The organism is Allobosea sp. LC85, assembly GCF_000735605.1.
In the GTDB taxonomy this organism is placed as follows: Bacteria; Pseudomonadota; Alphaproteobacteria; order Rhizobiales; family Beijerinckiaceae; genus Allobosea.
In genome coordinates this window covers 68,201-92,500 of sequence record NZ_JPKG01000023.1, presented here as the reverse complement: position 1 = coordinate 92,500, position 24,300 = coordinate 68,201, and the positions used below count along the sequence as shown (strand labels likewise).

Genomic DNA, 24,300 nt, shown 5'->3' with positions numbered 1-24,300 from the left:
GGCTGGGGCGGCGGCTGGGGTTGGGGCCACAACAACGTGGTGATCAACAATTTCAATACATTCAACCAGTTCAACTTCAGCCACGCCAACATCTACAACCACTGGACGAACAACTCGGTGCATAGCCGCGTCGACACCCGCATCGCCAACAGAGGCGGGCTCACGCCCGGCCAGCGCGCCAATCTCGGCAATGCGCGCGCGAATCTGAGTGCACGGGGAGAACTCGGCGAGCGCGCCGGCAATCTACGCCAGAATGCCGGAAATATCCGTCAGAACGCCGGCAACATCGCGCGCAATCATCCACGCGCGAATGACCACTATGCCGGTCGCAATGGCGAGGTCTTCCGCCGCGGGAGCAATGGCTGGGAGCAGCACCAGAACGGGCGCTGGGCCAATGCGGGTGGCGGCGAGATCCGCAATCTCGACCGAGAGCAGATCGGCCGCTTCCATGGCGAGAGGATGGAAAACTTCCGAGGCGGCGGCAGGTTTGCCGGGGCCGGGGGCTTCCATGGTGGCGGCAGGTTTGCCGGGGGCGGAGGCTTCCATGGTGGAGGAGGCTTCCACGGAGGAGGTGGCTTCCACGGAGGAGGCGGATTCCACGGCGGTGGTGGCGGCGGGTTCCATGGTGGCTTCCGCCGCTAGCGGAAGCGCTGCGGCGGCCAGCCCCGTCCGCATCCGGTCCCCGCTCCTCCACGCGTCCACCTCCCCGGTACGGTTCGCGGCAAGCTGTTTGCTTGTCGCGTCCGGCATGGCAGGTTGCCATCCGCCGGAGAGGGAGATGCGTGGCGATGGAGCTGAAGTGGCTGGAGGACTTTGTGAGCCTCTCGACAACCTTGAGTTTCTCGCGCTCGGCCCGAGAGCGCAATGTCACGCAATCTGCCCTGAGCCGCCGGATCCGGCAGCTCGAGAGCTGGCTCGGCCTGTCCTTGTTCGACCGCAGCAGCTACCCGATCGGCATCACGGAAGAGGGCAAGATCTTCCTGCCGCGGGCACGCGAGATCCTGAAACTGGTCCAGACGTCGCGGCAGGAGGCGCGCCAACAGCATGACGACACGGCGGAGGTGCTGGTCTTCGCCACGCTTAACACCCTGTCACTGACCTATTTTCCAGGCTTCGTCCGCCGCATCGAGGAGCGGCTTGGTTCGCTCAAGACCCGGTTCTGCGACCAGTATTCGTCCTATGATGGCAATGTCGCGGTCCTGAACCAGGGCGAATGCGATTTCCTGCTGACCTATGCGCATGAGACGGTGCCGCTGCTGCTCGATCCCGCTCGTTTCATCTATCGCCGGCTTGGCTCCGAACGGGCGATCCCGGTCTCGATCGCCGGCGCCGATGGCAGGCCGGTGCATGCTTTCCGCCCCACCGGAGAGCCCGTCCGGATGCTCAGCTACGGCAGCGGCTCGTTCTTTGCCCGTCGTCTGGCGAAGCTCTTCGCCGACCGGCCCGCCCCCCGTGTCACCGTCTATGAGAATCCGATGTCGGTCGGCCTCAAGGCCATGGTGCTGGCCGGGCGCGGCATGGCCTGGATCCCGGAAAGCCTGATCACAGAGGAATTGCGCAGCGGCCTGCTCGTCCCGACAGCCGATCCTTCCTGGGAACTGACCGCTGAAATCCGCCTTTACCGCGCCGCTACGCCGAGCCGGCCGGGTGCCGAGCGGTTCTGGGCAGCCATCGATGAGAACATGTCCCTGGGCGTGCCCGACGCGCCTGAGCGCCCGATGCCGGGCAGGCTCTCCTATGCGCGGCGTGTCACAACCAATGCCGGGGACAGGAAGTTGAGATTGGCCGCAGCGTCGATGCCGGCGAGTTGATCATAGAGCGCCGCGATCTCGGCCTCATTCATCGTGGCCGCGCAGCAATCGAGGAATTTTGCCTCGCGATCGACGTCGTCGAAGGGGTCCGCGATCGAGCCCTTTGCCTCGGAGCGCTCAGCGGTCAGCATCCGCCCGTCCGCAAGCTGCACGGTCACCCGATGCGGCAGGTGCCCGGCAACAGCCTCCTCGTTCTTGTCATAGGCCCTCATGACGGTGCGGGGCAGGAGCTCGCGCACGGCTTGGCGCTGCACCGCCTCAGGCGTGAAATCGGCGAGCGACAAGCGGTCCTGCAGCAGCGCGAGCGCGACGCAGTAATGCATCGAGAAACGCGCCTGCATCTCGTCTTCCGGGTCGGGATAGGCGAGGTTGCGCGCATTCGCGATGCCGACCAGCGTCTCCACCGCCAGCACGTCCGCGCTCGTGAAGCCGTGTTCGGCCTTGAGCCCGAGGATCGCGTCCACCGTGTAATGCGTGGAGCCGCAGCAAGGATGGCGCTTGGGAATGAGTCCCTCGCTCTCGATGACATGCGGTTCGGCGACGGTCATCCCGGCCCACCCCGCCGCGCTCGCATCACCGAACAGCTCGGCCACCCCCATCGGGCATTCCAGGATGTCGAGACGACCGGTCATGCCAGTTGCCGCAAGCGCAGCCGCGTCAACCGCATTGCGGGCAGCAAGCCCCGCATGCAGAGGCTTTGCCGGGGTCCCGAACTGCCCCTTGGGTCCCGCCGCCATGCTTGCCGCGACACTCATGGCGCGTGCGATGCCGCTCGCATCGAGCCCCATCAGCCAGGCCGTGCCTGCTGCCGTTCCGATGGCACCAACCGTCGAGGTCGCGTGCCAGCCGAGCGTGTAATGCGCCGGATTGATGCCCCGCCCGACCACGGCTTGCGCCTCGAGCCCGACGAGATAGGCGTCGACGAAGCTGCGCCCGCTCGCGCCCCGCCCGTGTGCGACGGCAAGCAGGGCCGGCACGAGCACGGCGGAAGCATGCGTGATCCCCGGCCGGAAGTTGTCGTCATAATCGAGAGCATGTGCCGCCGTGCCGTTCACCAGGGCGGCGATCGCCTCCGGTGCGCTGCCGCCGCCTATGACCGCGGCTGCGCCGGATGGCCCGATGCTCCCGGCGAACGCCGCACGCACCGACTGCGTCGCTTGGTCGTCGACGCCGGCGATCATGCAGCCGATCGTATCGGCGATCGCATGACGTGCCCGCGCCCGAGCCAGGGAAGAGAACACGGGTTCGGACCGGCTCCAGGCCGCGATACGTTCGATGGCACTCGACATAGGCTCTCCGGCTCTTCGATGAGTATGACGAGAACGGCTGGCGCGCCCGTCAGCCCGTGCGCGCGTCGAGGACGAGGCGCAGCAGGCGCCCGAAGGCGAAGCGGTCGACCTCCTCGCCCTTCTTGTCGGTGTTGACGCGGTGCACGACCACCAGATCAAGCGAGGGAATGACAAGGCAGCACTGCCCGCCGACGCCCTGGGCGCTATAGCTACCTTCCGGCAGCACGACGCCGGGGAAGCCGGCGCCGGAGCGCGACACCCACCACATATAGCCATAGCCGCCACGCGGGCCTGCATCCGAAAGCGGCAGGACACTGGTCGCCACCCAGTTGGCCGGCACCACCTGCCGGCTGCGCCAGCGGCCCTGCCGCAGGAACATCAGGCCGAAGCGGGCGAGATCGCGCGTCGACATGCGGAAGGGGTAGGCCGGGTGCGCTGAGCAATCATCCGGCTCGATCCAGCCGTCGCGGCGCTCTTCGTCGAAGCGGAAATCCTGCATGCCAAGCGGCCGGGCGATGCGCTCCTGGAAGTCATCGTGGATGCCGGCACCGGTGAGCGCGCCGAAGATCGTGCCGAGAGCGTTGAAGTCCCAGTTGTTATAGGACCAGAAGGTACCCGGCGCGTGCGAATGGCGGGGCTCCTTGATCGACTTCATCCAGGCAGACTCGTACCCGGCAGGGTGAAAGATGCCCGACCGCGCCGTCAGCAGGTCGTAGATCGTGGCCGCCTTCTCGCGTTCGCTCAGGCCTTCCTTGTCGTCGATTCCGAGCTGCGCCAAGCTGCGCGAGAGGTCGATGGTGCCCTCGCCTTCGTGGATACCGATGAGAGCGCTGAGGAAACTCTTGCGGATCGAGTGGCACTGGTAGCGATGAGCGAGATCGCCGCGGCTTGCGACGACGCGGCCGCCCTGCACGATCATCAGCGTCGCAGTCGCGATCGTGTCGGCATAGCTCCAGATTCGGTCGATGCCATCGGCGGACCAGCCCGCATCAGCAGGGTTTACGGCGCTCCAGTCCTCGTCCGGCCAGGCAGCATCGGCAACCTGCCCTTCCCCCGAAATGTCTCTGCGCATGAAAACTGCCTCCCACTGAGGATTGCCGTCACGAGGCCGGCCGGTACCCCGTGCTCGCTTCCAGGAATTCCCGGGTGTAGGGCTCGGCGGCGCGGCCGGCGCGCACATCCTCGGCACTCATTTCCTCGATGATGCGCCCTTCGCTCATCATGCCGACGCGCTCGCACAGATGCGTCACCACTGCGAGGTCGTGGCTGACCATCAGATAGGTCAGGTCGCGGGCACGCCGGAGCTGCTTCAGCAGGTTGAGGATTTCGGCCTGGACCGAAACATCGAGTGCCGAGGTCGGCTCGTCGAGGAGCAGCAGTTCCGGCTCGATGATGAGTGCGCGTGCAATGGCGACGCGCTGGCGCTGGCCGCCCGAAAGCTCATGCGGGAAGCGATAGCGGAACGACGGCCCGAGCCCGACGGCGGACAGGATTTCGTCGATGCGCTCCTGATGCCGGTCGAACCCGTGAATCCGGAGGGGCTCGGCCAGGACGTATTGCACCATCTTGCGCGGATGAAGCGACGCATAGGGGTCCTGGAAGACCATCTGCACGCGGCGGAAGAAGTTCTTGTCGCGCTGGCGCGGCACCACCGTGTCGCGGAACCTGATCGTACCCTCATAATCGCGGTTGAGCCCGACGAGTGCGCGCAGGATCGTCGATTTGCCGCAGCCCGACTCGCCGATGAGCCCGAAGGCTTCGCCGTGCCCGAGCGTGAAAGAGACATCGTCGACCGCAGTCATCGCGGCTGCGCCGCTGCCGAAGGTGATGTTGAGATGGCTGACTGCCAGGGCGGTTTCCTGCGCAGCCCCGGTGGCGTTCGCGGCCGGAGCACTCATGTCGCCACTCCGCTGCGGATCGTCGGGCCGTCGAGCCAGGCCGGATCACGGCTGGGGACCTGAAGCATGTCGGTGGCGCGGTCGAGCCGCGGCAGGCTGTCGAGCAGCGCGCGCGTATAGGGGTGACGCGCATTGCGGAGGTCGCGTGCGGCGATGTCCTCCATGATCCGCCCGGCATACATGACCAGCACGCGGTCGCAGAAATCGGCAACGAGGTTGAGGTCATGGCTGATGAACATCAGGCCGGCGCCGCGCCGCGTGACGAGCTCGTCGAGAATGGTCAAGACCTGCCTTCGCACCGTCACGTCGAGGGCCGAGGTCGGCTCGTCGGCGATGATCAGGTCCGGCTCGGGAATGAGCATCATGGCGATCATGATGCGCTGCCCCATGCCGCCCGAGACCTCATGCGGGAAGAGCTGGTAGACGCGGTCGGGGTCGCGGATTTTCACCGCCTCGAGCATGGCAAGTGCCCGCGCCTCGGCCTCGCGCCGGCCGACCTTGTGATGCAGGCGGTAGGCTTCGGTGATCTGCTGGCCGACCCGCATCAGCGGATTGAGCGAGAATTTTGGATCCTGCAGGATCATCGAGATGCGGTTGCCACGAATGCTCCGCATCTGCCGCTCGCTGGCCGCGAGCAGGTCGATGCCGTCGAAGGAGAGCCGCTTGGCGTCGATATGCGCGGCCTTCGGCGTCAGCTTCAGTACCGTGCGCCCGGTGAGCGACTTGCCCGAACCGGACTCGCCGACGATACCGACCTTCTCCCGGCCGACGTTGAACGAGATGCCCCGGACCGCCTGGGTGGTGCGATGAGCGCCCCTGAAGGATACGAAGAGGTCCTCGACCTCGAGCAGCGGCTTAGCCATGACGCGGATCCAGGATATCGCGCAGGCCATCACCGAAGAGGTTGAAGGCGAGGCTGGTGATCAGGATGGCAGTTCCGGGAATGGCCGCGATCCAGCCATTGGTCAGGATGAACTCCCGGCCCGAAGCCAGCATGGCGCCCCATTCCGGGCTCGGCGGCTGGGCACCGAGGCCGAGGAAACCGAGCCCCGCTGCTGTGAGGATGATCGACGCCATGTTGAGCGTGAGGCGCACCACGACGGAGGGGATGCACATCGGCACGACGTGGCCAAGGATGATGCGCAGCGGCGACGCTCCTTGCAGCCGTACGGCGGCAATGTAGTCCGACTTGCGGATGGACAAGGTTTCCGCGCGGGCAAGCCGGGCGATCGGCGGCCAGGCGGCGAGCGCAATCGCGATGATGGCGTTCTCGATGCCCGGGCCGAGCGCGGCGACGAAGGCGAGCGCCAGCACCAGGCTCGGGAACGCCAGGAAGACATCGACCACGCGCATCAGCACGATATCGACCCAGCCCCCGCGATAGCCGGAGGTGGTGCCGATGATGAGGCCGAGCGGCGCAACGATGATCGCTGTCAGCAAGGCGATGTAGAGCGTGATGCGGGCGCCGAAGACGAGCCGGCTGAAGATATCGCGGCCGAGTTCGTCGGTGCCGAGCCAATGCGCCGCTGACGGCCGCATCAGCCGCTTGCCGAGATCCTGGGCGTAGATGTCATGCGTCGCGATCAAGGGCGCGAACAATGCCACCAGCACGATGAGCACGATGACGGCCAGCCCGAACAACGCCGACGGGTTGGCCTTGAGCCGCCACCATTTCAGCGACAGCTGCTGCATCCGCGCCTGGAAAGGCGAAGCCGGAATGGGAGCCGTGAGCCAGGCCTTGAGGCCTGTCCCGGACGTTTCAAGAGGGGGAGCGGACATGGCGTGCCTTCACCGGGTGCGCGGGTCGAAGACCCGGTAGAGCAGATCGCAGAGCAGATTGAGCGTGACGAAGATGACGCCGACGAGCAGCGTGCAGCCAACCACGGCATTCATGTCGCCGGCGAGCAGGGCATTGGTCAGGTAGCGGCCGAAACCCGGCCAGGCGAAGACGGTCTCCGTGAGCACCGCCCCTTCCAGCAGGAACGCGTAGGAGAGCGCCACGACGGTCACGACCTGCACGGCAATATTGCGGAAGGCATGGCCCCAGACCGTGCGCGACCAGGACAGGCCCTTGACCCGCGCCGTCACCACATATTCCTGGCTCAGCTGCTCGATCATGAAGCTGCGGGTCATGCGGCTGATATAGGCAAACGCGCCGAAGGCCAGGATCGAGGCCGGCAGGATGATGTGCGAGAAGGCGTTGCCGAACATCTCCCAGTTGCCGGCCATGGCACTGTCGATGAGCAGGAAGCCCGTTACAGGTTCGAGGTCGAACTCATAGGTGAAGTCGATGCGCCCCGGCCCCGCCACCCAGCCGAGCGTGGCGTAGAATAGGACGAGCCCCATCAGCCCGAGCCAGAAATTGGGGGCGGAATAACCGATCAGCCCGACGACGCGCGACAACTGGTCGATCCATGTGTCGCGGTACATGGCAGCCAGCACGCCCATCGGAATGCCGAGACCGGTGCCGATGATGATCGCCACGCTGGCGAGCTCGATCGTCGCCGGGAAGACCCGGGCGATATCCTCCATCACCGGTTTCCCGGTGGTCAGCGCCGTCCCGAAGTCGAGATGCAGGATGCCCCAGACATAACGCGCGAACTGCACCCAGAGCGGCTGGTCGAGACCGAGCTGCCGGTACATCGCGTCATAGGCTTCCTGGGTCGCGTTGTCGCCGAGCACCGCGGCAACGGGATCGAGCGGCAGCAGGCGGCCGATGAAGAAGGTGAGTGCCGCGAGCCCGAACAGGGTCACGGCCACGGAAATGATGGTCCTGCCGGTCGCCCAGACCCAGGACGGAAGACCCTTCCGTCCTGGGTCCGCAAACCGACGGGAGCCGACCTCGGCGACTTCGGACACCGGCCAGCCTTACTTGCTGGTCTTGGCGTAGTAGGTCTTGAAGCCGGTCCAGCTCCAGTCCTTCAGGTCCTTGCGCACACCCGCGATGTTGTACATCTGGAACATGAAGGCCATCGGCCCCTTGGCCATGACCTCCTTCTGGATCTCTGCGTAAAGCGCGTCGCGCTTGGCCGTATCGGCTTCCAGCAGGGCTTCGTCGATCTTGGCGTTGAGCGCCAGGTCCTGATACGACGAACGCCAGCTCGGATACTGCGTCTGCTTCGCTTCGGCCCGGTTGTCGGGGTTGAAGACGAGGCGCGAGGCATTGCCGTGCGCGTCCGGCACGCCGGTCTGCCAGGCCAGCATCGCCGACTGGAATTCGCGGCCGCGCACCTTGCTGAACAGCTGGGCATTGGCCATCCGCTCGAGCGACAGCTTCACGCCGATCTTCGAAGCGTTCTGCTGCACGCTTTGAGCGATCGGCGCCGAATGCGGCAAGGTGCCGAAGATCAGGCTGGCTTCGAAACCGTTCGGATAGCCCGCCTCGGTCAGGAGCTGCTTGGCCTTGTCGAGGTCGAGCTTGAAGGGCTGGCCCTGCTTCTCGTCCAGCGCGCCGACCGCTCCAAGCTGCGCGAAGCTCGCCCGCGGCACGCCGAGATAAGTCATGATCGTCTTGCCGAGACCGTCATAGTCGATCAGGTAGCGCATCGCGAGGCGTACCTTCTCCTTGGAGAAGGGGCCGTCCGCGACGTTGAAGTTCCAGAAGAACAGCTGCGGGCGCAGAACCTTGAGGATGGAGACATCCTTCGAGGTTTCGAGGTCCTTGACGTCCTCGGGCGTCAGGTCGCGCGCGACGTCGACATCGCCCTGGCCCAGCAGCAGGCGCTGGGTGCCGGCTTCCGCGACATGGCGGATCAGCACGCGCTTCAGCGCCGGCGCCTTGCCCCAATAACCCTCATTCGCCTCGAGCACGATGGACTCGCCGGCGTTCCAGCGCGTCAGCTTGTAGGGGCCAATGCAGGCCGTGCGGGTGCCGAGATATTTATTGCCGAGATCGCCATTCTGCTCATTGGCCATGATGGTCTTCATGTCCATCACGGCGGAGACGCGGTTCGCGGCGATCGCCTGCAGGATCAGCGCCGTCGGATAGGCCTTGTCGAGCTTGAACACGACCGTATTGGCATCCGGCGCCACGATGCGCTGCTCGACCGTGTCCTTGGTGAAGCCGTACTCGGTCAGGGTCGCGGCATTGCCGAAATTGAGCTTGACGACCCGGCGCAGCGACCAGAGGACATCCTCCGCGGTCACCGGATTGCCGGACGGGAACTTGGCGCCCTTGCGCAGGTGGAACGTGATCTCCTTGCGGTCCGCCGAGACGTCCCAGCGCTCGGCGAAGAGCGGAACGACCTTGCGCTCGTCTGCCGGGTCGAAATCGACCAGCGTGTCGCAGGTGTTCTGCAGGATCTCGTTGGTCACGACCTCGCCGACCTGGGCCGGATCGAAGGTGCTGATCGCGTCGATGTTCCACGCCATCACCAGGGCGTTCTTCGGCGTGGCGGCGCCCGCCGTCGTGACGGCAGCGCAAACAGCGGTCGCAGCAGCGACGCTGGAGAGAAGATACCGCGCGGCGCGAGGTGCGCGCATCTTGGTCGACTGGTCTCGCTTGGCCATGGTCAGTTCCCGCTCTCGTGATTGTTCTTGGTCAAGACTTGGTCTGGTCGCCAGGCCTGCGCGGCGTCTCTCGCGCAGGCCTGGCAGGAATGCTCAGGCGGCTTCGGACCGCGGCTGGATCGGCGGCTTCACCTCGGCCGGGATCGGGCAGATATAGGGCGTTCTCGTCGTCCGCTCCTGGTGATCCTTCTTGGCCCGTGCCAGCAGCGTCTCGTCGCTCATCACGTCGATGGCAGTGCCGGCCATGATCTTGGCGGCATGAACCATGCCCTTATGGGCGGCCGGGGCCTTGCCCTGCGCCGTGATCTGCCAGGAATGGCCGGGCGTGCCGATGGCATGCGTCGCGACGCGTGCCTGGATGGTCGGCACCTTCCAGCTGACGTCTGCGACGTCGGTCGAGCCGATCATCGGCACGCCTCTCGCGTCCCTGGGGATCACGAAATCGCAGAGCGGCGTGTTCTCGCGCGGTGCGACGCCGGTGCGGCGATAGTCGTTCAGGATGTCAGCCTCGCTCAGCGTTGCCTGGATCTGGGCAGCGTAGGCGCGGTCGGCATCGTCGAACGGCACGGGCCCGAGGCGCTGGATGTTCTGGAACATCGCCTCTTCGAGCGGCGTATTGCCGAGCATGTTTGAAACCGCGCTCATGATCGAGATCGAGACCTTGGTCTCGGTCATCAGCGCAGCCCCCTCGGCGACCTTCTTGACCCGTTCATTGAGTTCCAGCATGCCCGCGAGGTCGCGGGCACGGATCGCATAGCGGACCTTGGCCGAAGCCTGCACGACGTTTGGCGCGATGCCGCCGGAATCGAGCATGGCATAGTGGATGCGGGCATCCGACGGCATGTGTTCGCGCATGTAGTTGACGCCGACATTCATCAGCTCGACGGCATCGAGGGCGCTGCGTCCGAGATGCGGCGCCGCCGCCGCGTGCGAGGCGCGGCCGGTGAAGTGGAAGTCCATGCGCGTATTGGCGAGCGACAGCGCCTCGTCGACCCGCGTCATCGAAGCCGGGTGCCAGGTGATGGCGACATCGACATCGTCGAAGGCGCCGGCACGCACCATGAAGGCCTTGGCTGCTCCACCCTCTTCCGCCGGACAGCCGAAATAGCGCACCCGTCCGGGGCGCCCCGTCTCGGCAAGCCAGTCCTTGAGCGCGGTTGCGGCAAGCAGGGCGGCAGAGCCGAGCATGTTGTGGCCGCAGCCATGGCCGTGTCCGCCGGCTGCGACCGGGCGCGGCTCGGCGATATTCGCCTCCTGGCTCAGGCCGGGCAACGCATCATACTCGCCGAGGAAGGCGATCACCGGGCCGCCCTCGCCCGCCTCGCCCATCACCGCAGTCGGGATACCGGCGACATTCTCGGTGACGCGAAAGCCCTGCTCCTTCAGCATCGCCGTATGTTCGGCGACCGAGCGGTACTCGGCATAGGCGATCTCGGGCATGCCCCAGACCCGGTCGCTCAGCGCCTCGAAGGGCTGTCGCTTGGCATCGACCAATTGCCAGATCGTCTCGGAATTACGCATCGGCGTCCTCTCGCATTCCAGCTGCTGTCACAAATGCTTGCGCAGAAAGCGCGCGACGGCCCCGAAAACCGTGCGCCGGTTCTCGATGCGGGCGAAGCCATGGCCCTCATGCGGGATGCGGACATAGTCGACCGGATGGCCGCGGCCGCGCAGCACCGAATAGACCATCTCGCTCTCGCCCGGAGGGACGCGCGGATCGTCGAGACCCTGCGCGATGAACAGCGGCGCACGGATGCGGTCGGCCTTGTGGATCGGCGAGAAGCGGATCAGGTCGTCGCGATCGGCAACGAGATCGCCATATTCGACGGCGCGCAGATACTTGCGCCACGGCCCCGTCGTCTCGAGCATCGTCAGGAAATTGGCGATACCGTAGAACTCGACGCCGACCTTCCACAATTCGGGTTGTTCGGTCAGCGCGGCGAGCACCATGAAGCCGCCATAGGAGCGCCCATAGACCGCAACGCGCTCATCAGCGACCTCCGGCTGTTCGCGCAGCCACAGCCGCACCGCCTTGAGATCCGCGACACTGTCCATGCGCAGATGCTTGTCGTCGAGATGCTGGTAGGAGCGACCATAGCCGGTCGAGCCACGTACATTGGGGGCGACGACCATGATGCCCTGGCTTAGGAAGAACTGCAGGTCGGCCCGGAAGATCGGTGTCCACTGCGCTTCCGGTCCGCCATGCACCACGACCACGGCTGGATAACCGCCTGCCGGCGCCTTGCTCCGCGGCCGGTAGACGAAGAAGGGCACGTCGAGACCGTCAAAGCTCGCAACGCGCTCGACGCTCGGCTCGACAAAGCTGCTGGAATCGAGACCTGCCTTGGATGCATCGGTCAGCCGCGTTGCCGTGCGCGTGGCAACATCGAAGCGCCAGATATCCGGAGACGAGGTCGCGCCATCGAGCGGAAACACGAGGCCGCCGCCATCCGGAATCCAGGCCACCGAGCCGATGGTGCCGCGCGGCAGGCCGGCGACCTCGAACTCCTCAGCCGTCGCGAGGTCACGAATGAAAACGCGGTTCCAGCCCTCGTCGTTCGCCACATAGGCAAGGCGGGCCTGGTCGGGCGCCAGCGCGATTGCCTCGATATCCTGCTTCTCCCGCTCGACGATCCAGGAGACACGCCCCTCGGCCAACGCACAGAAGCCGACACCGAGATGCTCGCGTCCTTGGTCGGACACGAAGAAGAAGCCGCTGCCATCCTTCTTCATGCGGCTGACGACATAGCGCGCCCGGCCTTCATGCGGCAGCAGTGGCGTAAGGGCACCGGTCTCGAGATCGAGGCGATGAAGGTCCTGATCGCTCATCGAGCGCGTGGCGTTGGCGACGAGCAGCGACTTGCCGTCCGGGAAGAAGGCGACCGCCTCACGATAACCGGCGCCTTCATGGACGCGCTTGGCCGTGCGCGTCGCGAGATCCATGACATAGACGTCCATATGCTCGCAGTCGCGGGCATTGGAGGTGAATGCGATGCGTTGTCCGTCCGGTGCCCAGGCGCCCCAGGCATGCACGACCGTCGGGTCGTCGGTGAGCGGCTCAGGCACTCCGGAGGCGCCCGGCACCAGCCAGAGCTGATGCCGCTCGTCGCCGCCGCAATCCATGGTGAAGAGCAGGTCGCGGCCCTTGGGGTTGAAGGAGACCGCGCCGATCGGCTCGGGCATATCGGTCAGGCGCCAGGGCGCCCCTCCGGCGAGCGGCCTCAGCCAGATCTGGTGCGTGCCGCTCTCGTCGCTGAGATAGGCCAGCAATTCGCCATCGGGCGTAATGGCGGGGCTCTTTGCGCTCCGGACCTCGAGATAGGGCTCGATGCCGATGCGAATCTGGTTTGCGGCCTCGTACATGGGCTCTCCCTCAGGCCGCCTTGGCCAGCATCACGTCGCGCAACCGGTCAGTTGCCTCGCGCAGGGCTTGCGACAATGCCGGCGCGTTCGGCGTCGCGGCATGGTTCGCTTCGGTAACGATCGTGAACCGGGCTTCGGGCCAGGCCTTCTTCAGCTGCCAGGCGGTGCTCATCGGCGTCACCGTATCGTAGCGCCCCTGCACGATCTCGGCCGGCAGATGGCGGATGCGATCGACGTCACGCAGCAATTGGCCGGAGGGAAGGAAGGCTCCGTTCATGCAGTAATGCGTGAAGATCCGGGAGATCGCGAGCGCGGCGTCCGGGTCGGTCAGCGTCGCGACATGGTCAGGGTCCGGAAGGAAAGTCTGGGTCTGCGCCGAAAAGGTCCTGAGGCTGATGGCCGCGGCAGCGCGCAACCCGGCATCGTCGCTGGTCAGGCGCTTGTAATAGGCCAGGAGCAGATCATGACGCTCCGCCTCCGGGACGAAAGCGGCAAACGCTTCCCAATGATCCGGGAAGATCATGCGCGAGCCCTGGAACCACCAGTCGATCTCGGAGCGCTCTGCCATGAAGATGCCATGCAGACGGAAACCGAGACAGCGCTCGGGATGGCTCTGGCCATAGGCGAGCCCAAGACAGCTGCCCCAGGACCCGCCGGTGACGAGCCAGCGCTCGATGCCCAGATGGCTGCGGATGCGCTCCAGATCGGCGATCAGATCCTGCGTCGTGTTTCCGTCGAGCTCCGCATGCGGAGTCGATTTCCCGGCTCCGCGCTGGTCGAAGGTCACGATATTGAAGGCCGCGGGGTCGAAGCTGCGGCGTTGGGCCGGCTTGGTGCCGCCGCCCGGCCCGCCATGCAGGAAGACGACCGGAATGCCGTCCGGATTGCCGCTGGTCTCGACATGGAGTTCGTGCGGCCCACCCACCGCAAGCCGAAAGGCGCGGTAAGGCTCAAGCGCGGGGTAAAGAACGTCATCGTAGGGCGGCACGCCTTGCTCCAACGAATAATGCGCTGAAGCCAGCGCTCAACCATCGCGATAACCTGACGATGGCACGCTCGCCCTGATGCTGGCTAATGCAATTTGGGTTCGATGTTATGCGTCTGTGGAATAATTTTGCGGCGTGCCCGCCCCTGCCTCCTGGCTCCTGTTGTGGGGGTGCCGTAACAAGCCGTGCGCAGGCTGGCCTTCACGTCCGCGGAGGCAAAGGCCCCCGCCATGTCCCCAGCAGCATGTCAAGAAAGCGTTCCGCAGCCGGAGCAAGACGGACGCCGCGGCGACGCACCACGCCGATGGTCCGCGAGACCTCCGGATCCCGGATCGGGCGTGTCACGATGATCGGATGGTCTCCGGTCGGCGTTGCCAGACGCGGCAGCACCGAGATGCCGAGTCCGGCTTCGACCAGCCCTAGCGAGGTCGACAGATGCGTGACTTCGAAGGACCAGTCCAGTCGCACGCCGACCCGCACCAGAGCCGCGTCGAGGATGGCACGATTACCGCTCGCCCGGCTGACGGTGACCAGGGGATGTCCTTCGAGATCGGCCCAGGCCAGCGATGACTTGCCCGCCAGGACATGGTCGCGCCGGCAAGCGAGGACGAACGGGTCTTCCAGCAGCGGCTCGAAGCTCAGATCGGGATCCGAGCCGCCGAGCAGATTGATGCCGAATTCGACCTCGCCGCGCGCCACGCTCTCCAGGCCGTCATTGGCCGAGAGATCGAGGATCCGGAACCGAATATTGGGATACTGCTCCGAGAAGCGCGCGATCACCGAGGGCAGGAAGTAGAACGCCGCAGTCGGCACACAGGCGAGCGCGATCTGCCCTGCTCGCCTGGTTCCGAGATCGCGCATCGCGAAGATCGATGAATCGAACTCGTCCAGCATGCGCCGCACCAGCGGCAGCATCTCGCGCCCGACCATGGTCAGCGCCACGCGCCGCGTCGTGCGCTCGAGCAGGGCGGCGCCGACCGCTGCCTCGAGCCGCTGGATGCGCCGGCTCAGCGCCGGCTGCGACATGTTGAGTGCCTCTGCGGCGCGGTGAAACCCCTCCAGCTCGACCACCGCGATGAATGCGCGCAGATCAAGCGCCTCGAAATTGATGCTCATGACGCATCAATAACACCGATCTCTGCATTTCACAGCGGTTTCCCGATCTGGGAAGAGAGCCCGTCACTCACCTCTGGACGCCGCCCTTGCCCGATCCGCTCAAGCCTGCTGATGCACGTGCTCTGCGCATTCCCTGCGTGCTGATGCGCGGCGGCACGTCGCGCGGCCCGTTCTTCCTGGAATCCGATCTGCCGGCCAACCCGGCGGCGCGCGACCGGGTGCTGCTTGCCGCAATGGGCTCGCCTCACACGCTGCAACTCGACGGGATCGGTGGCGGCAATTCGCTGACCAGCAAGGTCGCCATCGTCGGCAGCGCGTCGCGCCAGGATGCCGATATCGACTATCTCTTCGCTCAGGTTGCAGTCGACCGGGCCCATGTCGATCTCGGTCCGAACTGCGGCAACATGCTCTCCGCCATCGGCCCCTTCGCGATCGAGGCCGGCCTGGTGCCTGCATGCGAGGGCGAGACGATGGTTCGCATCTATAATCGCAATACCGCCTCGCTGATCGAGGCAGTGGTGCAGACCCCCGGGAAGCGCGTCGAGTATGATGGCGCGACCGCGATCGACGGCGTTTCAGGCACCGCAGCCCCGATCAAGCTGACCTTCCTAGAAGCTGTCGGCTCCAAGACGGGCGCGCTGCTGCCGACCGGCGAGCCGCGCGAGTTGATCGATGGTGTGCCGGTCACGCTGATCGACTATGCCACGCCGATGCTGCTCGTCCGCGCCACCGATTTCGGCCTTGCCGGTGACGAGTCACCGGCGGAGCTCGACGCGAATACGGCCCTGCTGGCACGGCTGGAGGAGATCCGGCGCGAGGCGGGCCGGCGCATGGGCCTTGGCGACGTGGCCGGCCGGGTCATTCCCAAGATCGGACTGCTCTCGTCGGCCCGCCAGGGCGGCAGCCTGACCTCACGCTACTTCACGCCGGATCGCTGCCATCGCAGCCATGCCGTCACCGGTGCGCTCTGCATCGCCGTCGCCAGCCAGGTCGCCGGGAGCGTTGCGCAGGACGTCAGCCTGGCGGACGCCGCCTCGCTGGTCACCATCGAACACCCGAGCGGCCGCATCCAGGTCGATCTCGCTCTCGACGCATCTGGCCAGGTTGCCAGAGCCAGTCTGGTGCGCACCGCGCGCCGTATCTTTGAAGGCCATGTCATCGTCCCCGCCAGCGCGATCGGCGCGCTGCCAGAAGGGACGACAATCGGAGGAAATTCCCATCATGACACTGACGCGTCGCCACTTCTGCAGCCTGCTGACGACTGCGGCCGCCAGCGCCTGTCTGCCTGACCTGGCATTCGCTCAGGCGGCATTTCCAGAGCGGCCGATGCGGCTGCTGGTGCCTTACGCTGCCGGCGGCGGCACGGACGCGATCGCGCGCCTGGTCGCCCAGGGCGTTGGGGAAAAGCTCGGCCAGTCCCTGGTCGTCGAGAATAACGGCTCGGCCGGCGGTAACCTGATCACCGCGCAGGCGGCCAGTGCCCCGGCGGACGGCTACACCGTGCTGATGGCCAATCAGGGCCCGATGGTGGTCAATCCGCACCTGTTCAAGAACGTCAAGGTCGATCCGCTGACGGCCTTCGACCCGATCACCCTGATTTCCGCAGCGCCGCTGGTCGTCGTCGTGGCGCAGAATTCGCCCTACAAGACGATCAAGGACCTGATCAGCTTCGCCGAGAAGAACCCGGGCAAACTGACCTACGGCTCTGCCGGCAATGGTTCGGCCAGCCACCTGGCCACCGTTCTGTTGGCGCAGATGGCGCAGTTCACTGCCGTGCACGTGCCCTATCGCGGCGCAGGCCCGGCCCTGACCGACCTTCTCGCCGGCCAGTCCGATTTCATGATCACCACCGTGCCGTCGGTTCTCGGACTGATCGAAGGCAGCAAGGTGCGCGCGCTGGCAGTGACCGGCAAGGAGCGGGCCAAGCTCTTCCCCGAGGTGCCGTCGGTCGCCGAAAGCGGCTGGGCCAGTTACGAGGCCACGGCCTGGTATGGTTTCGTCGTGCCGAAGGGTACGCCGAAGGATGTCGCCGCGAAAATCCGCACCGCGACGGTGGCGGCCATCAACGACGCGACCATCCGCGACCGGCTGAAGAACGAAGGCGCCGAGCCGATCGGCAATACGCCGGCCGAGTTCACGGCAATGATGGAAGCGGAATCGAAGCGCTGGGCCGGCATCATCAAGCAGGCCCAGATCGCGGTAAACTAGACCCGAGATAAGGCCATTCCATAGAAAACCTGCGTCACGGCCCACCAGCGAGGCCGTGACGCAGCTTGCAATCCAGCTTGACCGATTCGGGGCCTAGCTCTCGCCCTTCTGCGGCAAGCGAGGAAGCAGGATCGTGAGCAGGCCCAGCAGCGGCAGGTAGGAGCAGACGCGGTAGACGAAGGCGATACCGTGCGTATCGGCGAAGTTGCCGAGCAAGGCCGCTCCGAGTCCGCCGGCGCCAAAGGCGAAACCGAAGAACACGCCGGCGATCAGGCCGACACGGCCGGGCACCAGTTCCTGCGCGAAGACGACAATCGCAGAGAATGCCGAGGCGAAGATCAAGCCGATCACGACGCTCAGCACGCCCGTCCAGAACAGGTTCGCGTAAGGCAGCAACAACGCGAACGGGATGACGCCCAGGATCGAGAACCAGATCACGAAGCGCGCTCCGAACCGGTCCCCGATCGGCCCGCCCAGAAAGGTCCCGGCTGCGGCTGCCCCGAGGAACAGGAACAGCATCAGTTGCGCATCACGCATGCCGAGCTGGAACTGGTCGATGACGTAAAAGGTGAAATAGCTCGAGATGCTGGCCATGTAGACGTTCTTGGTCGCGGTCAGCAGCACGAGGATGAGCAGCGCCAGGGCGACGCGCCCCTGCGGCAGCGGCAGCGTGCGACTTACGGCAGGACGGCTGGCATTCTGGCGCCGATGGCCGGCATACCAAGCCCCGACCCAGCCGAGCACGATCATGCCCAGCATCGCTATAACCGAGAACCACGCCACGCTGCCCTGGCCGAAGGGCAACACGACGAAGGCCGCGAGCAGCGGTCCGATGGCTGAGCCCATGTTGCCGCCGACCTGGAAGAGCGATTGCGCCAGGCCGTGGCGACCGCCGGAGGCCAGGCGAGCCACCCGAGACGCTTCCGGATGGAAGATTGCGGAACCGAAGCCGATCAGGCTCGCCGCAATGAGCAGCATCGCAAAGCTATCCGCGTTGCCCAGCAGGATCAGTCCGACGCAGGTGCAGGCCATGCCGGCCGGCAGCGAATAGGGCATCGGCCAGCGATCGGTCACCATCCCGACGATCGGCTGCAACAGCGAGGCCGTGACCTGGAAAGTCATGGTCAGCAGGCCGATCTGGACGAAGTCGAGAGCGTAGTTCGCCTTGAACAGCGGGTAGAGCGAAGCAAGAAGCGATTGCATCACATCGTTGAGGAGATGGCAGAAGCTCACCGCCAGCAGGATCGATGTCGTCGTCTTCTCGAAACGGGACCGGGTCCCGGGGAACGCTGCAACCATCTCAATTCGTCTCCAGCGCGGGCCGCTACCACCGGCCTATCGTCGCCATGCCTCTTTACAGAGCGCCCCGTTGACCTGCATTCGTATTTCGGTCGAATTCTTTCGCGTTTGGGCCAAAGATGAGAAAACTGCCGCAGCATCTGCGCGACGCGCGCGACGAGGCTCATCGCCGCAACCTCGGATGGATCGCCTATGCCGAGGCCGACATCCTGGTGCACAGCAACGAGGATCCGGCGGGCTACACCATCCCTCTCCACAGCCACCAGCGCATCCAGCTGCTCTGTGTCTTCTCCGGCGTGGTGGCGGTCGCGACAGAGCGGGGCCGCTGGATGATTCCGCCAGGCCACGCGCTCCTGATCCCTCACCATCTCGAGCATTCCGTGGAAATGCTGAGCGATGTCAGCATGAGATCGGTCTATCTTCTGCCTCGGGAGGGCGTCCCGGCCGATCCCGAGCCGGTGGTGCTCGAAGTGACGGATCTCGCGCGCAGCCTCATCATCGAGGCGATCCGCCTGCGCGAGGCGCCCGCTGGCAACCGCAAGCTCACATTGAGCCTGCAGCTCCTGATGGAGGAGATCGCCTGCCTCAGGCCCCGCCCTCTCGGCCTTCCCTTCCCGGCCGACAGGAGGCTCGCGACCCTATGCCGGGCCTATATGGCGGCTCCCTCGGCGAATGCCCGGCTCGATACCTGGGCGGAGGCGCTGGCGATGAGCCGCCGAACCTTCACGCGCTTCTTCCTCAGGGAGACAGGCGTCAGCTTCGCGACCTGGCGCCAGCAGGCCAGCCTGTTCGCCTGTCTGCCGAGCCTCGCGGAAGGCGCTCCGGTGACGCAGATCGCGATGCTGGCGGGTTACGAGAACGTCGCCGCCTTCACCACGATGTTCCGCCGCCTGCTTGGGACCTCGCCGCGCAGCTACATGAAGGCGTCGATCACCGGGTAAGCCCCCGCACCGCCATGCCGATGACCTTCGAGCCATGCGGCGTCACCGGGGCGGCTGCGCCCCGTTTCCTTCCGGGGGAGGCGAGGACGAACTGGCGTCGATCCGGGTGCTGGCGAAGCGCTCGCGAAGCCATTTGGCTGCCGGACCGCATGGTCGCTGCTTGTGCCAGATCATCTCGAGCGCAATCGGCCAGTCCGCGTGGTCGAACTGAAGATCCGGCGTGATCAGATCGGGGGCGGCCGGCGAATGGGCGATGACATGGTCGGACACGAAGGCCCAGCCGATGCCATGCTTCACCATCTCCAGAATGACCCAGTGGCTTTCCACCCACCAGACTTCGGCGGCAACGCGCAGGCGCCGCTTCTCTGGCCCGTCGCTTCTGGCGGCGACGAGGATCTGCCTGTAGCGCTTCAACTCTTCCCAATCGACGCGGGCCTTTGCGAGCGGATGGTCCCTGCCGCAAACCAGCTTGAGCGGAACCCATCCGATCGTCTGGAAACCAAGTTCCGTCGGCAGGACCTCCTGGCGCCACATCACGCCGATATCGGCCTTGCCGACGAGGACGAGCCGGCTCACATCCTCCATCAGCGGAAACAGGATTTCGAGCTCCACATGGGGGAAATGCCGCGCGAAATCGGCGAAGAGCGCCCCCAGGGCTTGTTCCGGGTAGATTTCGTCGATCGCGATGACAAGCCGCTTCTCGACATGCGCCTCGAAGCTGCGCGCGACGCCGATGAGATGTTCCCTGCGATCAAGCACGACCTTGGCCTCGAGCAGGAGCCTTTCTCCGGCCGGAGTGAGCACCGGATTGCGCCCGGCCCTGCTGAACAGGGGAACGCCCAGATCCTCCTCGAGATTCGAGACCTGCGTGCTTACGGCCGATTGCGCCTTGCGAAGCGCGCGTGCAGCCCCGGAGAACGAGCCATGCTCCGCTGCTGCGACAAAGGCCCGGAGTTGGTCGAGAGAAACCGTCATCTATCTGATTTTCAGATACGATCCAACTTGATGCGATCGTGATGACAGATAGAGAACGCGGCCGTCAATCTTATTGAAGGCCCTTTGGCACATGCGTTCCGTTCGAGACCGAATCCGCCACGCACTCATGTTCGAGGCGATCGGATTAGCCATTGTCATCCCGGCGGGCGCCTATCTGTTCGGTCTGCAGGCGGGACATATGGGTGTCATCGGCGTTGGCAGCGCAACCGTCGCGACGATCTGGAACTTCCTCTTCAACCTGGCCTTCGACCACGCGATGCAGCGCTTGGTCGGCCATACCAATAAGGGAATGGGCACGCGCATCCTGCACGTCGCGTTGTTCGAGGGCGGGCTTCTGATGATCCTGCTGCCGCCGATCGCCTGGTATCTCGGCATCACCCTGATGCAGGCCTTCGTGATGGATATCGCGATCGTCGTCTTCTATGTCGTCTACGCCTTCAGCTTCAACTTGGCCTATGATCGGGTCTTCCCGATCCCGGCGAGTCCGGCCTATGCCATGTGACGCTGACATTGTCGTCGAGGCGCGAGCTCCACCAGAAATATCACGTCGTTGCACTGTCTTGACCGCCGCCGGCACGACAAGCCGGCGGCTATTGCATCAAGCAGTTATGATGCGCCCGAGCGAGGATGCCTGGCGAGTAGGCTCCGAGCTCGTGTGCGGGAGTGTCGGTTAGACGGCTCCACGCGCCATCTGGAGTCCGCTGGCCATCGCTGCCTGCTGCTCCGCGACGACCAGGAGTGACGCGCCGCAATCCCCGGCGAAGCTTCGTTCTGCTGCGGACCATGCCGGCATGATCCAGGGCTTTCCTGCTGCGGCGCAGGCGGAAGCGATCCGGCCGATATCGGCCCTGTCGGCATCACAGAAGCGATAGCGCCCTCTCCCGCGCGTCAGCGAGAGGTCCGAGGGGCCAACGAAAACGCCATCCACGGTCGGCAAGGCGAGAATGGCTTCGACATCGGCGAGCGCCTCGGCCGTCTCGATCATCGGATAACAGGCGGTTTCGCGGTTATCGTCCTCGAAATAGCCGGCGGATGGCGCGCCGTAACGGACGCTGCGGGCTCCGGCATAACTCCGGGTTCCCAGCATCGGGTATTTCGCCGAACGGCAAATCGCCGTTGCATGCGCCACCGACCCGACATGCGGGATCACCACGCCATTCGCGCCGAAATCGAGCGCCTGCTGGATCGGCTCGGCCTGCGGCCCGGCGACCTTGACCAGGACTTCGAGCTTCAGGGCGCGAGCAAGCGGAATGAGCTTGTCGAGGTCAGCGAGCGACAGCGTGCCGTGCTCGACATCGAGAACGAGCGTGTCGAATGCCAGGTCCGCCGCGATTTCGATGAAGACCACGTCGGGCGCTGCAAGCCAGCATCCGATCTTGGGCTGTTTCCGTGTCATCGGATGCTCACCTGGCAGGCGCAAAGGGCAGACGGCGGTGGCGCGCCAGCGGGATGCGCGTGCGGGCGAGATCGATCGCGGCGAGATCCAGCCGAGCTGCAACGATGCCTTCGCCCAGGGCGCGCCTGGCAATGACCGCCCCCCACGGCTCTGCGATGAGCGAGTGCCCATAATTGTAGAGGATCTGCCCGTCCTCCTCGAAGGGCCCCTCCTGTCCGGGCGCGAGAATGAAGCACTGGCTCTCGATGGCGCGGGCCCGCAGCAGCGGCTCCCAATGTTCCTTGCCGGTGTGCAGGGTGAAGGCCGCCGGCACCGCGATCACGCGGGCGCCCGCGTCGACAAGCGCGCGAAACAGTTCGGGGAAGCGCAGATCATAGCAGATCGTGCAGCCGACGGTGACGCCGTCGAGATCGAAGGTCACCAACTCGGATCCGGCGCCGTAGATCTTTCCCTCGTCATAGACCGTGCCGTCTGGCGCGGTGATCGCGAAGAGGTGGATCTTGCGATAGCGCGCCACCTCGCGCCCCATGCGATCGAAGACCAGGCTGGTGTTGAAGATGCGGTCTCCGTCACGCTCGTTCAACGAACCGCCATGGATGAAGACGGCGTGGCGGGCGGCAAGCTCTCGCAGCATGGCATAGGCTTCGCCGCCCGGGCATGGCTCGGCAGCGGCGCGCTGGGCGTCGGCATCACCGCCATAAAGCGTGAAGCACTCCGGCAGCATGACGAGATCGGGTTTCTCTTCGCGGCAGGCCTGTTCGATCAGGCGCTGTGCGGTGGCGATATTGGCGGCCTTGTCCTGGCCGGCATTCATCTGGATCAACGCGACTTTCATCATGTCTCGCTTGTTGGGAAATCCTGGCGGGTGACAGCGCGGGCGAGCCGCTGGATGGCGGCTTGCCCGAGCGCCCATCGGTCACTTCTTGAGGCTGACGGCCCAGAGCCTCGGCTTCGGCATGATGGTCGCCGCATAGCCCTGGACGCTCGATCGCGCCGCAGCGACTTCGATACCGTTGTAGAGCATCAGAAACGGCGCCTGCTCGATGAAGAGAGCATGGAGCTTGTCGAACAGGGCCTGGCGCTCGCTATCCCCGGTCAACGCCAGGATATCGCGCAGGAGCACTTCTGCCTGCGGATCGTCCCAGATCCGGTTCGGCCGCTTGTCCTTCGAGCCCATCACCGCGCCATAGGCCAGCGCGGGGTCATAGCGGGCCGAATAGGAGAAGGACTGCATCTGGTAGTTGCCCTTGCTGTAGCGATCGAGCTGCGTCGCCCATTCCAGCACTTCAAGCGTCGCGTTGATGCCGGCGGACTGGAGCATCGCCTGGGCGATGACAGCGCTTTCATAAGTGTCGCGCTCGTTCTTGTTCGCCATCAGCACGATCGGCTGACCGGCATAGCCCGCCTCCTTCAACAGGCGCGCAGCCTTGGCCGGATCATAGGCATGGAGGCGGGCCTGCTCCTTCGAGTAGAAGCGCGATTCCGTCGGGACGACCGAAGCGTTTGGCCGCCCCAGCCCTTCCGACACGGCTTTGACGAGTTCGCGCGTGTCGATGGCGGCGGCGATGGCCTGGCGCATCTTGACGTTGGCGAGCAGCGGATCGCGGGTCTGCAGCAGGATCGTGTTGAGCATCATCGTCGGCGAGGACGAGACCTTGATCTCCGGCCGCGCCTTCAGCTCGGGCATGTCGGCTGCCGCCAGCGAGGGCAGGATGTCGATATTGCCACGCAGCAGCGCCGCCTTGGCCGTGGCGTTGTCGGGAATTACCATGAAATTGACGGCATCGACGAGCGCACGCTTGCCCCCGACATAACCGTCCGGCTCGCCGCCGCGATCGGTATAGCCTTCGAACCTGTCGAGCCGGACATATTCGCCGCGCTTCCACTCCCCGAACCTGAACGGCCCCGTCCCGACCGGCGCCTTGAACGAACCGTCAGGATTGAAGGATGAGCGGGCTATGATCGCGGTCTGCCCGCACTGGTTGCGCGCGATGCCGGCGAGAAAGACGGAGCTCGGCCGGTTCAGGGTGAAGACGACGGTGTCCGCATCAGGGGCGGCGATCTCAGCCTTGAGTGCGTCCGACCCGTTATACTCCCCCGTGCAGAGCCAGCCCGTTTTCGGGTCCATGTAGCGCTGCCAGTTCCAGACGACATCCGCGGATGTCAACGTCGTGCCATCGTGGAACTTCACGCCCTTGCGCAGTTTGAGCGTATAGGTCAGCCCGTCCGGCGACACCTCGATGCTGTCTGCGAGCAGCGGCTTTGGGGTGCCATTGGCGGAGTAGCCGACAAGGCCCTCGACCATGTGAAGCACCACGCCATCCGTCGTGTCGTCCCGGTTGACGCCGGGATTGACGCTCCGGATATCGGCATTGAGGCGCACCCGCAGGGTGTCAGCCTCGGCCTTCGATGCCTGAAAACAGGCAGCCCCCATCATCAATGCGAGTGCTGGGAAACGCATTCTCATTCATTCCTCCCATGGAAGAGA

General features: G+C 65.3%; 21 protein-coding genes and 1 pseudogene. 6 read left to right on the top strand and 16 right to left on the bottom strand.

What is annotated here, in order from left to right; genetic code table 11:
• Both FG93_RS32865 and FG93_RS11500 read left to right on the top strand, forming a co-directional pair.
• Positions 1 to 642 (top strand): annotated as a pseudogene (locus FG93_RS32865) (hypothetical protein); the annotation flags it as partial.
• 146 nt (positions 643 to 788) lie between these two features.
• Entirely contained in the window at positions 789 to 1,811 is a 1,023-nt protein-coding gene (locus tag FG93_RS11500) for a LysR substrate-binding domain-containing protein (RefSeq protein WP_081881466.1), read from the top strand.
• On the opposite strand, the gene FG93_RS11495 is transcribed toward FG93_RS11500, so the two are convergent.
• The 11 genes from FG93_RS11495 to FG93_RS11445 all read right to left on the bottom strand — a co-directional run bounded on the left by FG93_RS11495 (position 1,736) and on the right by FG93_RS11445 (position 14,972).
• Complete coding sequence (locus FG93_RS11495; protein ID WP_043234549.1) at positions 1,736 to 3,100, bottom strand: MmgE/PrpD family protein; 1,365 nt, start codon at positions 3,098 to 3,100, stop codon at positions 1,736 to 1,738. The genes FG93_RS11500 and FG93_RS11495 overlap by 76 nt on opposite strands.
• A gap of 49 nt (positions 3,101 to 3,149) precedes the next feature.
• Positions 3,150 to 4,172, bottom strand: coding sequence for a serine hydrolase (locus tag FG93_RS11490; RefSeq protein ID WP_052513636.1), 1,023 nt, complete (start codon positions 4,170 to 4,172; stop codon positions 3,150 to 3,152).
• Between the two features lie 28 nt (positions 4,173 to 4,200).
• Positions 4,201 to 4,998 (bottom strand): ABC transporter ATP-binding protein, encoded by a 798-nt coding sequence (locus FG93_RS11485; protein WP_052513635.1) that lies wholly within the window; start codon positions 4,996 to 4,998, stop codon positions 4,201 to 4,203.
• Positions 4,995 to 5,861 carry an ABC transporter ATP-binding protein gene (locus tag FG93_RS11480; protein ID WP_043234588.1) on the bottom strand — a complete coding sequence of 289 codons (867 nt, stop codon included), beginning with the start codon at positions 5,859 to 5,861 and terminating at the stop codon, positions 4,995 to 4,997. The genes FG93_RS11485 and FG93_RS11480 overlap by 4 nt, the downstream gene beginning before the upstream one ends.
• Positions 5,854 to 6,777: an ABC transporter permease gene (locus FG93_RS11475; RefSeq protein WP_043234547.1), complete on the bottom strand. Its 924-nt coding sequence runs from the start codon at positions 6,775 to 6,777 to the stop codon at positions 5,854 to 5,856. The genes FG93_RS11480 and FG93_RS11475 overlap by 8 nt, the downstream gene beginning before the upstream one ends.
• Positions 6,778 to 6,786: 9 nt before the next feature.
• The gene (locus tag FG93_RS11470; RefSeq protein ID WP_052513634.1) at positions 6,787 to 7,857 is read right to left on the bottom strand and encodes an ABC transporter permease; all 1,071 of its coding nucleotides are present in this window, start codon (positions 7,855 to 7,857) and stop codon (positions 6,787 to 6,789) included.
• 9 nt (positions 7,858 to 7,866) lie between these two features.
• On the bottom strand, positions 7,867 to 9,507 hold the full coding sequence (locus tag FG93_RS11465) for an ABC transporter substrate-binding protein (RefSeq protein WP_244448575.1): 1,641 nt from the start codon (positions 9,505 to 9,507) through the stop codon (positions 7,867 to 7,869).
• Between the two features lie 93 nt (positions 9,508 to 9,600).
• On the bottom strand, positions 9,601 to 11,028 hold the full coding sequence (locus FG93_RS11460; protein ID WP_043234545.1) for a M20 family metallopeptidase: 1,428 nt from the start codon (positions 11,026 to 11,028) through the stop codon (positions 9,601 to 9,603).
• A 27-nt stretch (positions 11,029 to 11,055) separates the two neighbouring features.
• Positions 11,056 to 12,870, bottom strand: a complete 1,815-nt coding sequence (locus FG93_RS11455) for a S9 family peptidase (protein ID WP_043234544.1) — start codon at positions 12,868 to 12,870, stop codon at positions 11,056 to 11,058.
• Positions 12,871 to 12,880: 10 nt separating this feature from the next.
• Complete coding sequence (gene pip, locus FG93_RS11450; RefSeq protein ID WP_043234585.1) at positions 12,881 to 13,858, bottom strand: prolyl aminopeptidase; 978 nt, start codon at positions 13,856 to 13,858, stop codon at positions 12,881 to 12,883.
• Positions 13,859 to 14,057: 199 nt separating this feature from the next.
• A complete protein-coding gene (locus tag FG93_RS11445) occupies positions 14,058 to 14,972 on the bottom strand; it encodes a LysR family transcriptional regulator (protein WP_043234543.1) in 915 nt (304 codons plus the stop codon).
• A gap of 86 nt (positions 14,973 to 15,058) precedes the next feature.
• On the opposite strand from FG93_RS11445, the gene FG93_RS11440 reads away from it, so the two are divergent.
• Together FG93_RS11440 and FG93_RS11435 are read left to right on the top strand one after the other, a co-directional pair.
• Positions 15,059 to 16,261 (top strand): 4-oxalomesaconate tautomerase, encoded by a 1,203-nt coding sequence (locus FG93_RS11440; protein WP_280114132.1) that lies wholly within the window; start codon positions 15,059 to 15,061, stop codon positions 16,259 to 16,261.
• The gene (locus FG93_RS11435; RefSeq protein ID WP_043234541.1) at positions 16,194 to 17,180 is read left to right on the top strand and encodes a tripartite tricarboxylate transporter substrate binding protein; all 987 of its coding nucleotides are present in this window, start codon (positions 16,194 to 16,196) and stop codon (positions 17,178 to 17,180) included. Before FG93_RS11440 ends, FG93_RS11435 begins: the two co-directional genes overlap by 68 nt.
• A 93-nt stretch (positions 17,181 to 17,273) precedes the next feature.
• Here FG93_RS11435 and FG93_RS11430 read toward each other — a convergent pair whose 3' ends face one another.
• A complete protein-coding gene (locus FG93_RS11430) occupies positions 17,274 to 18,479 on the bottom strand; it encodes an MFS transporter (RefSeq protein WP_043234539.1) in 1,206 nt (401 codons plus the stop codon).
• A 119-nt stretch (positions 18,480 to 18,598) separates the two neighbouring features.
• On the opposite strand from FG93_RS11430, the gene FG93_RS11425 reads away from it, so the two are divergent.
• Positions 18,599 to 19,420: a helix-turn-helix domain-containing protein gene (locus FG93_RS11425; RefSeq protein WP_043234538.1), complete on the top strand. Its 822-nt coding sequence runs from the start codon at positions 18,599 to 18,601 to the stop codon at positions 19,418 to 19,420.
• Between the two features lie 42 nt (positions 19,421 to 19,462).
• Here the strand turns inward: FG93_RS11425 and FG93_RS11420 are convergent, their stop codons facing one another.
• On the bottom strand, positions 19,463 to 20,395 hold the full coding sequence (locus FG93_RS11420) for a LysR family transcriptional regulator (protein WP_052513633.1): 933 nt from the start codon (positions 20,393 to 20,395) through the stop codon (positions 19,463 to 19,465).
• 91 nt (positions 20,396 to 20,486) lie between these two features.
• Between FG93_RS11420 and FG93_RS11415 the strand changes: the two genes are divergently transcribed.
• Positions 20,487 to 20,918, top strand: a complete 432-nt coding sequence (locus FG93_RS11415) for a PACE efflux transporter (protein WP_043234537.1) — start codon at positions 20,487 to 20,489, stop codon at positions 20,916 to 20,918.
• 168 nt (positions 20,919 to 21,086) lie between these two features.
• Here FG93_RS11415 and FG93_RS11410 read toward each other — a convergent pair whose 3' ends face one another.
• The 3 genes from FG93_RS11410 to FG93_RS11400 form a co-directional block, all read right to left on the bottom strand.
• Entirely contained in the window at positions 21,087 to 21,812 is a 726-nt protein-coding gene (locus FG93_RS11410) for an HpcH/HpaI aldolase/citrate lyase family protein (RefSeq protein WP_043234536.1), read from the bottom strand.
• A 7-nt stretch (positions 21,813 to 21,819) separates the two neighbouring features.
• The gene (locus FG93_RS11405; RefSeq protein WP_348270475.1) at positions 21,820 to 22,650 is read right to left on the bottom strand and encodes a carbon-nitrogen hydrolase family protein; all 831 of its coding nucleotides are present in this window, start codon (positions 22,648 to 22,650) and stop codon (positions 21,820 to 21,822) included.
• A 78-nt stretch (positions 22,651 to 22,728) separates the two neighbouring features.
• Complete coding sequence (locus FG93_RS11400) at positions 22,729 to 24,279, bottom strand: ABC transporter substrate-binding protein (RefSeq protein ID WP_043234534.1); 1,551 nt, start codon at positions 24,277 to 24,279, stop codon at positions 22,729 to 22,731.
• Between the last annotated feature and the right edge of the window lie 21 nt (positions 24,280 to 24,300).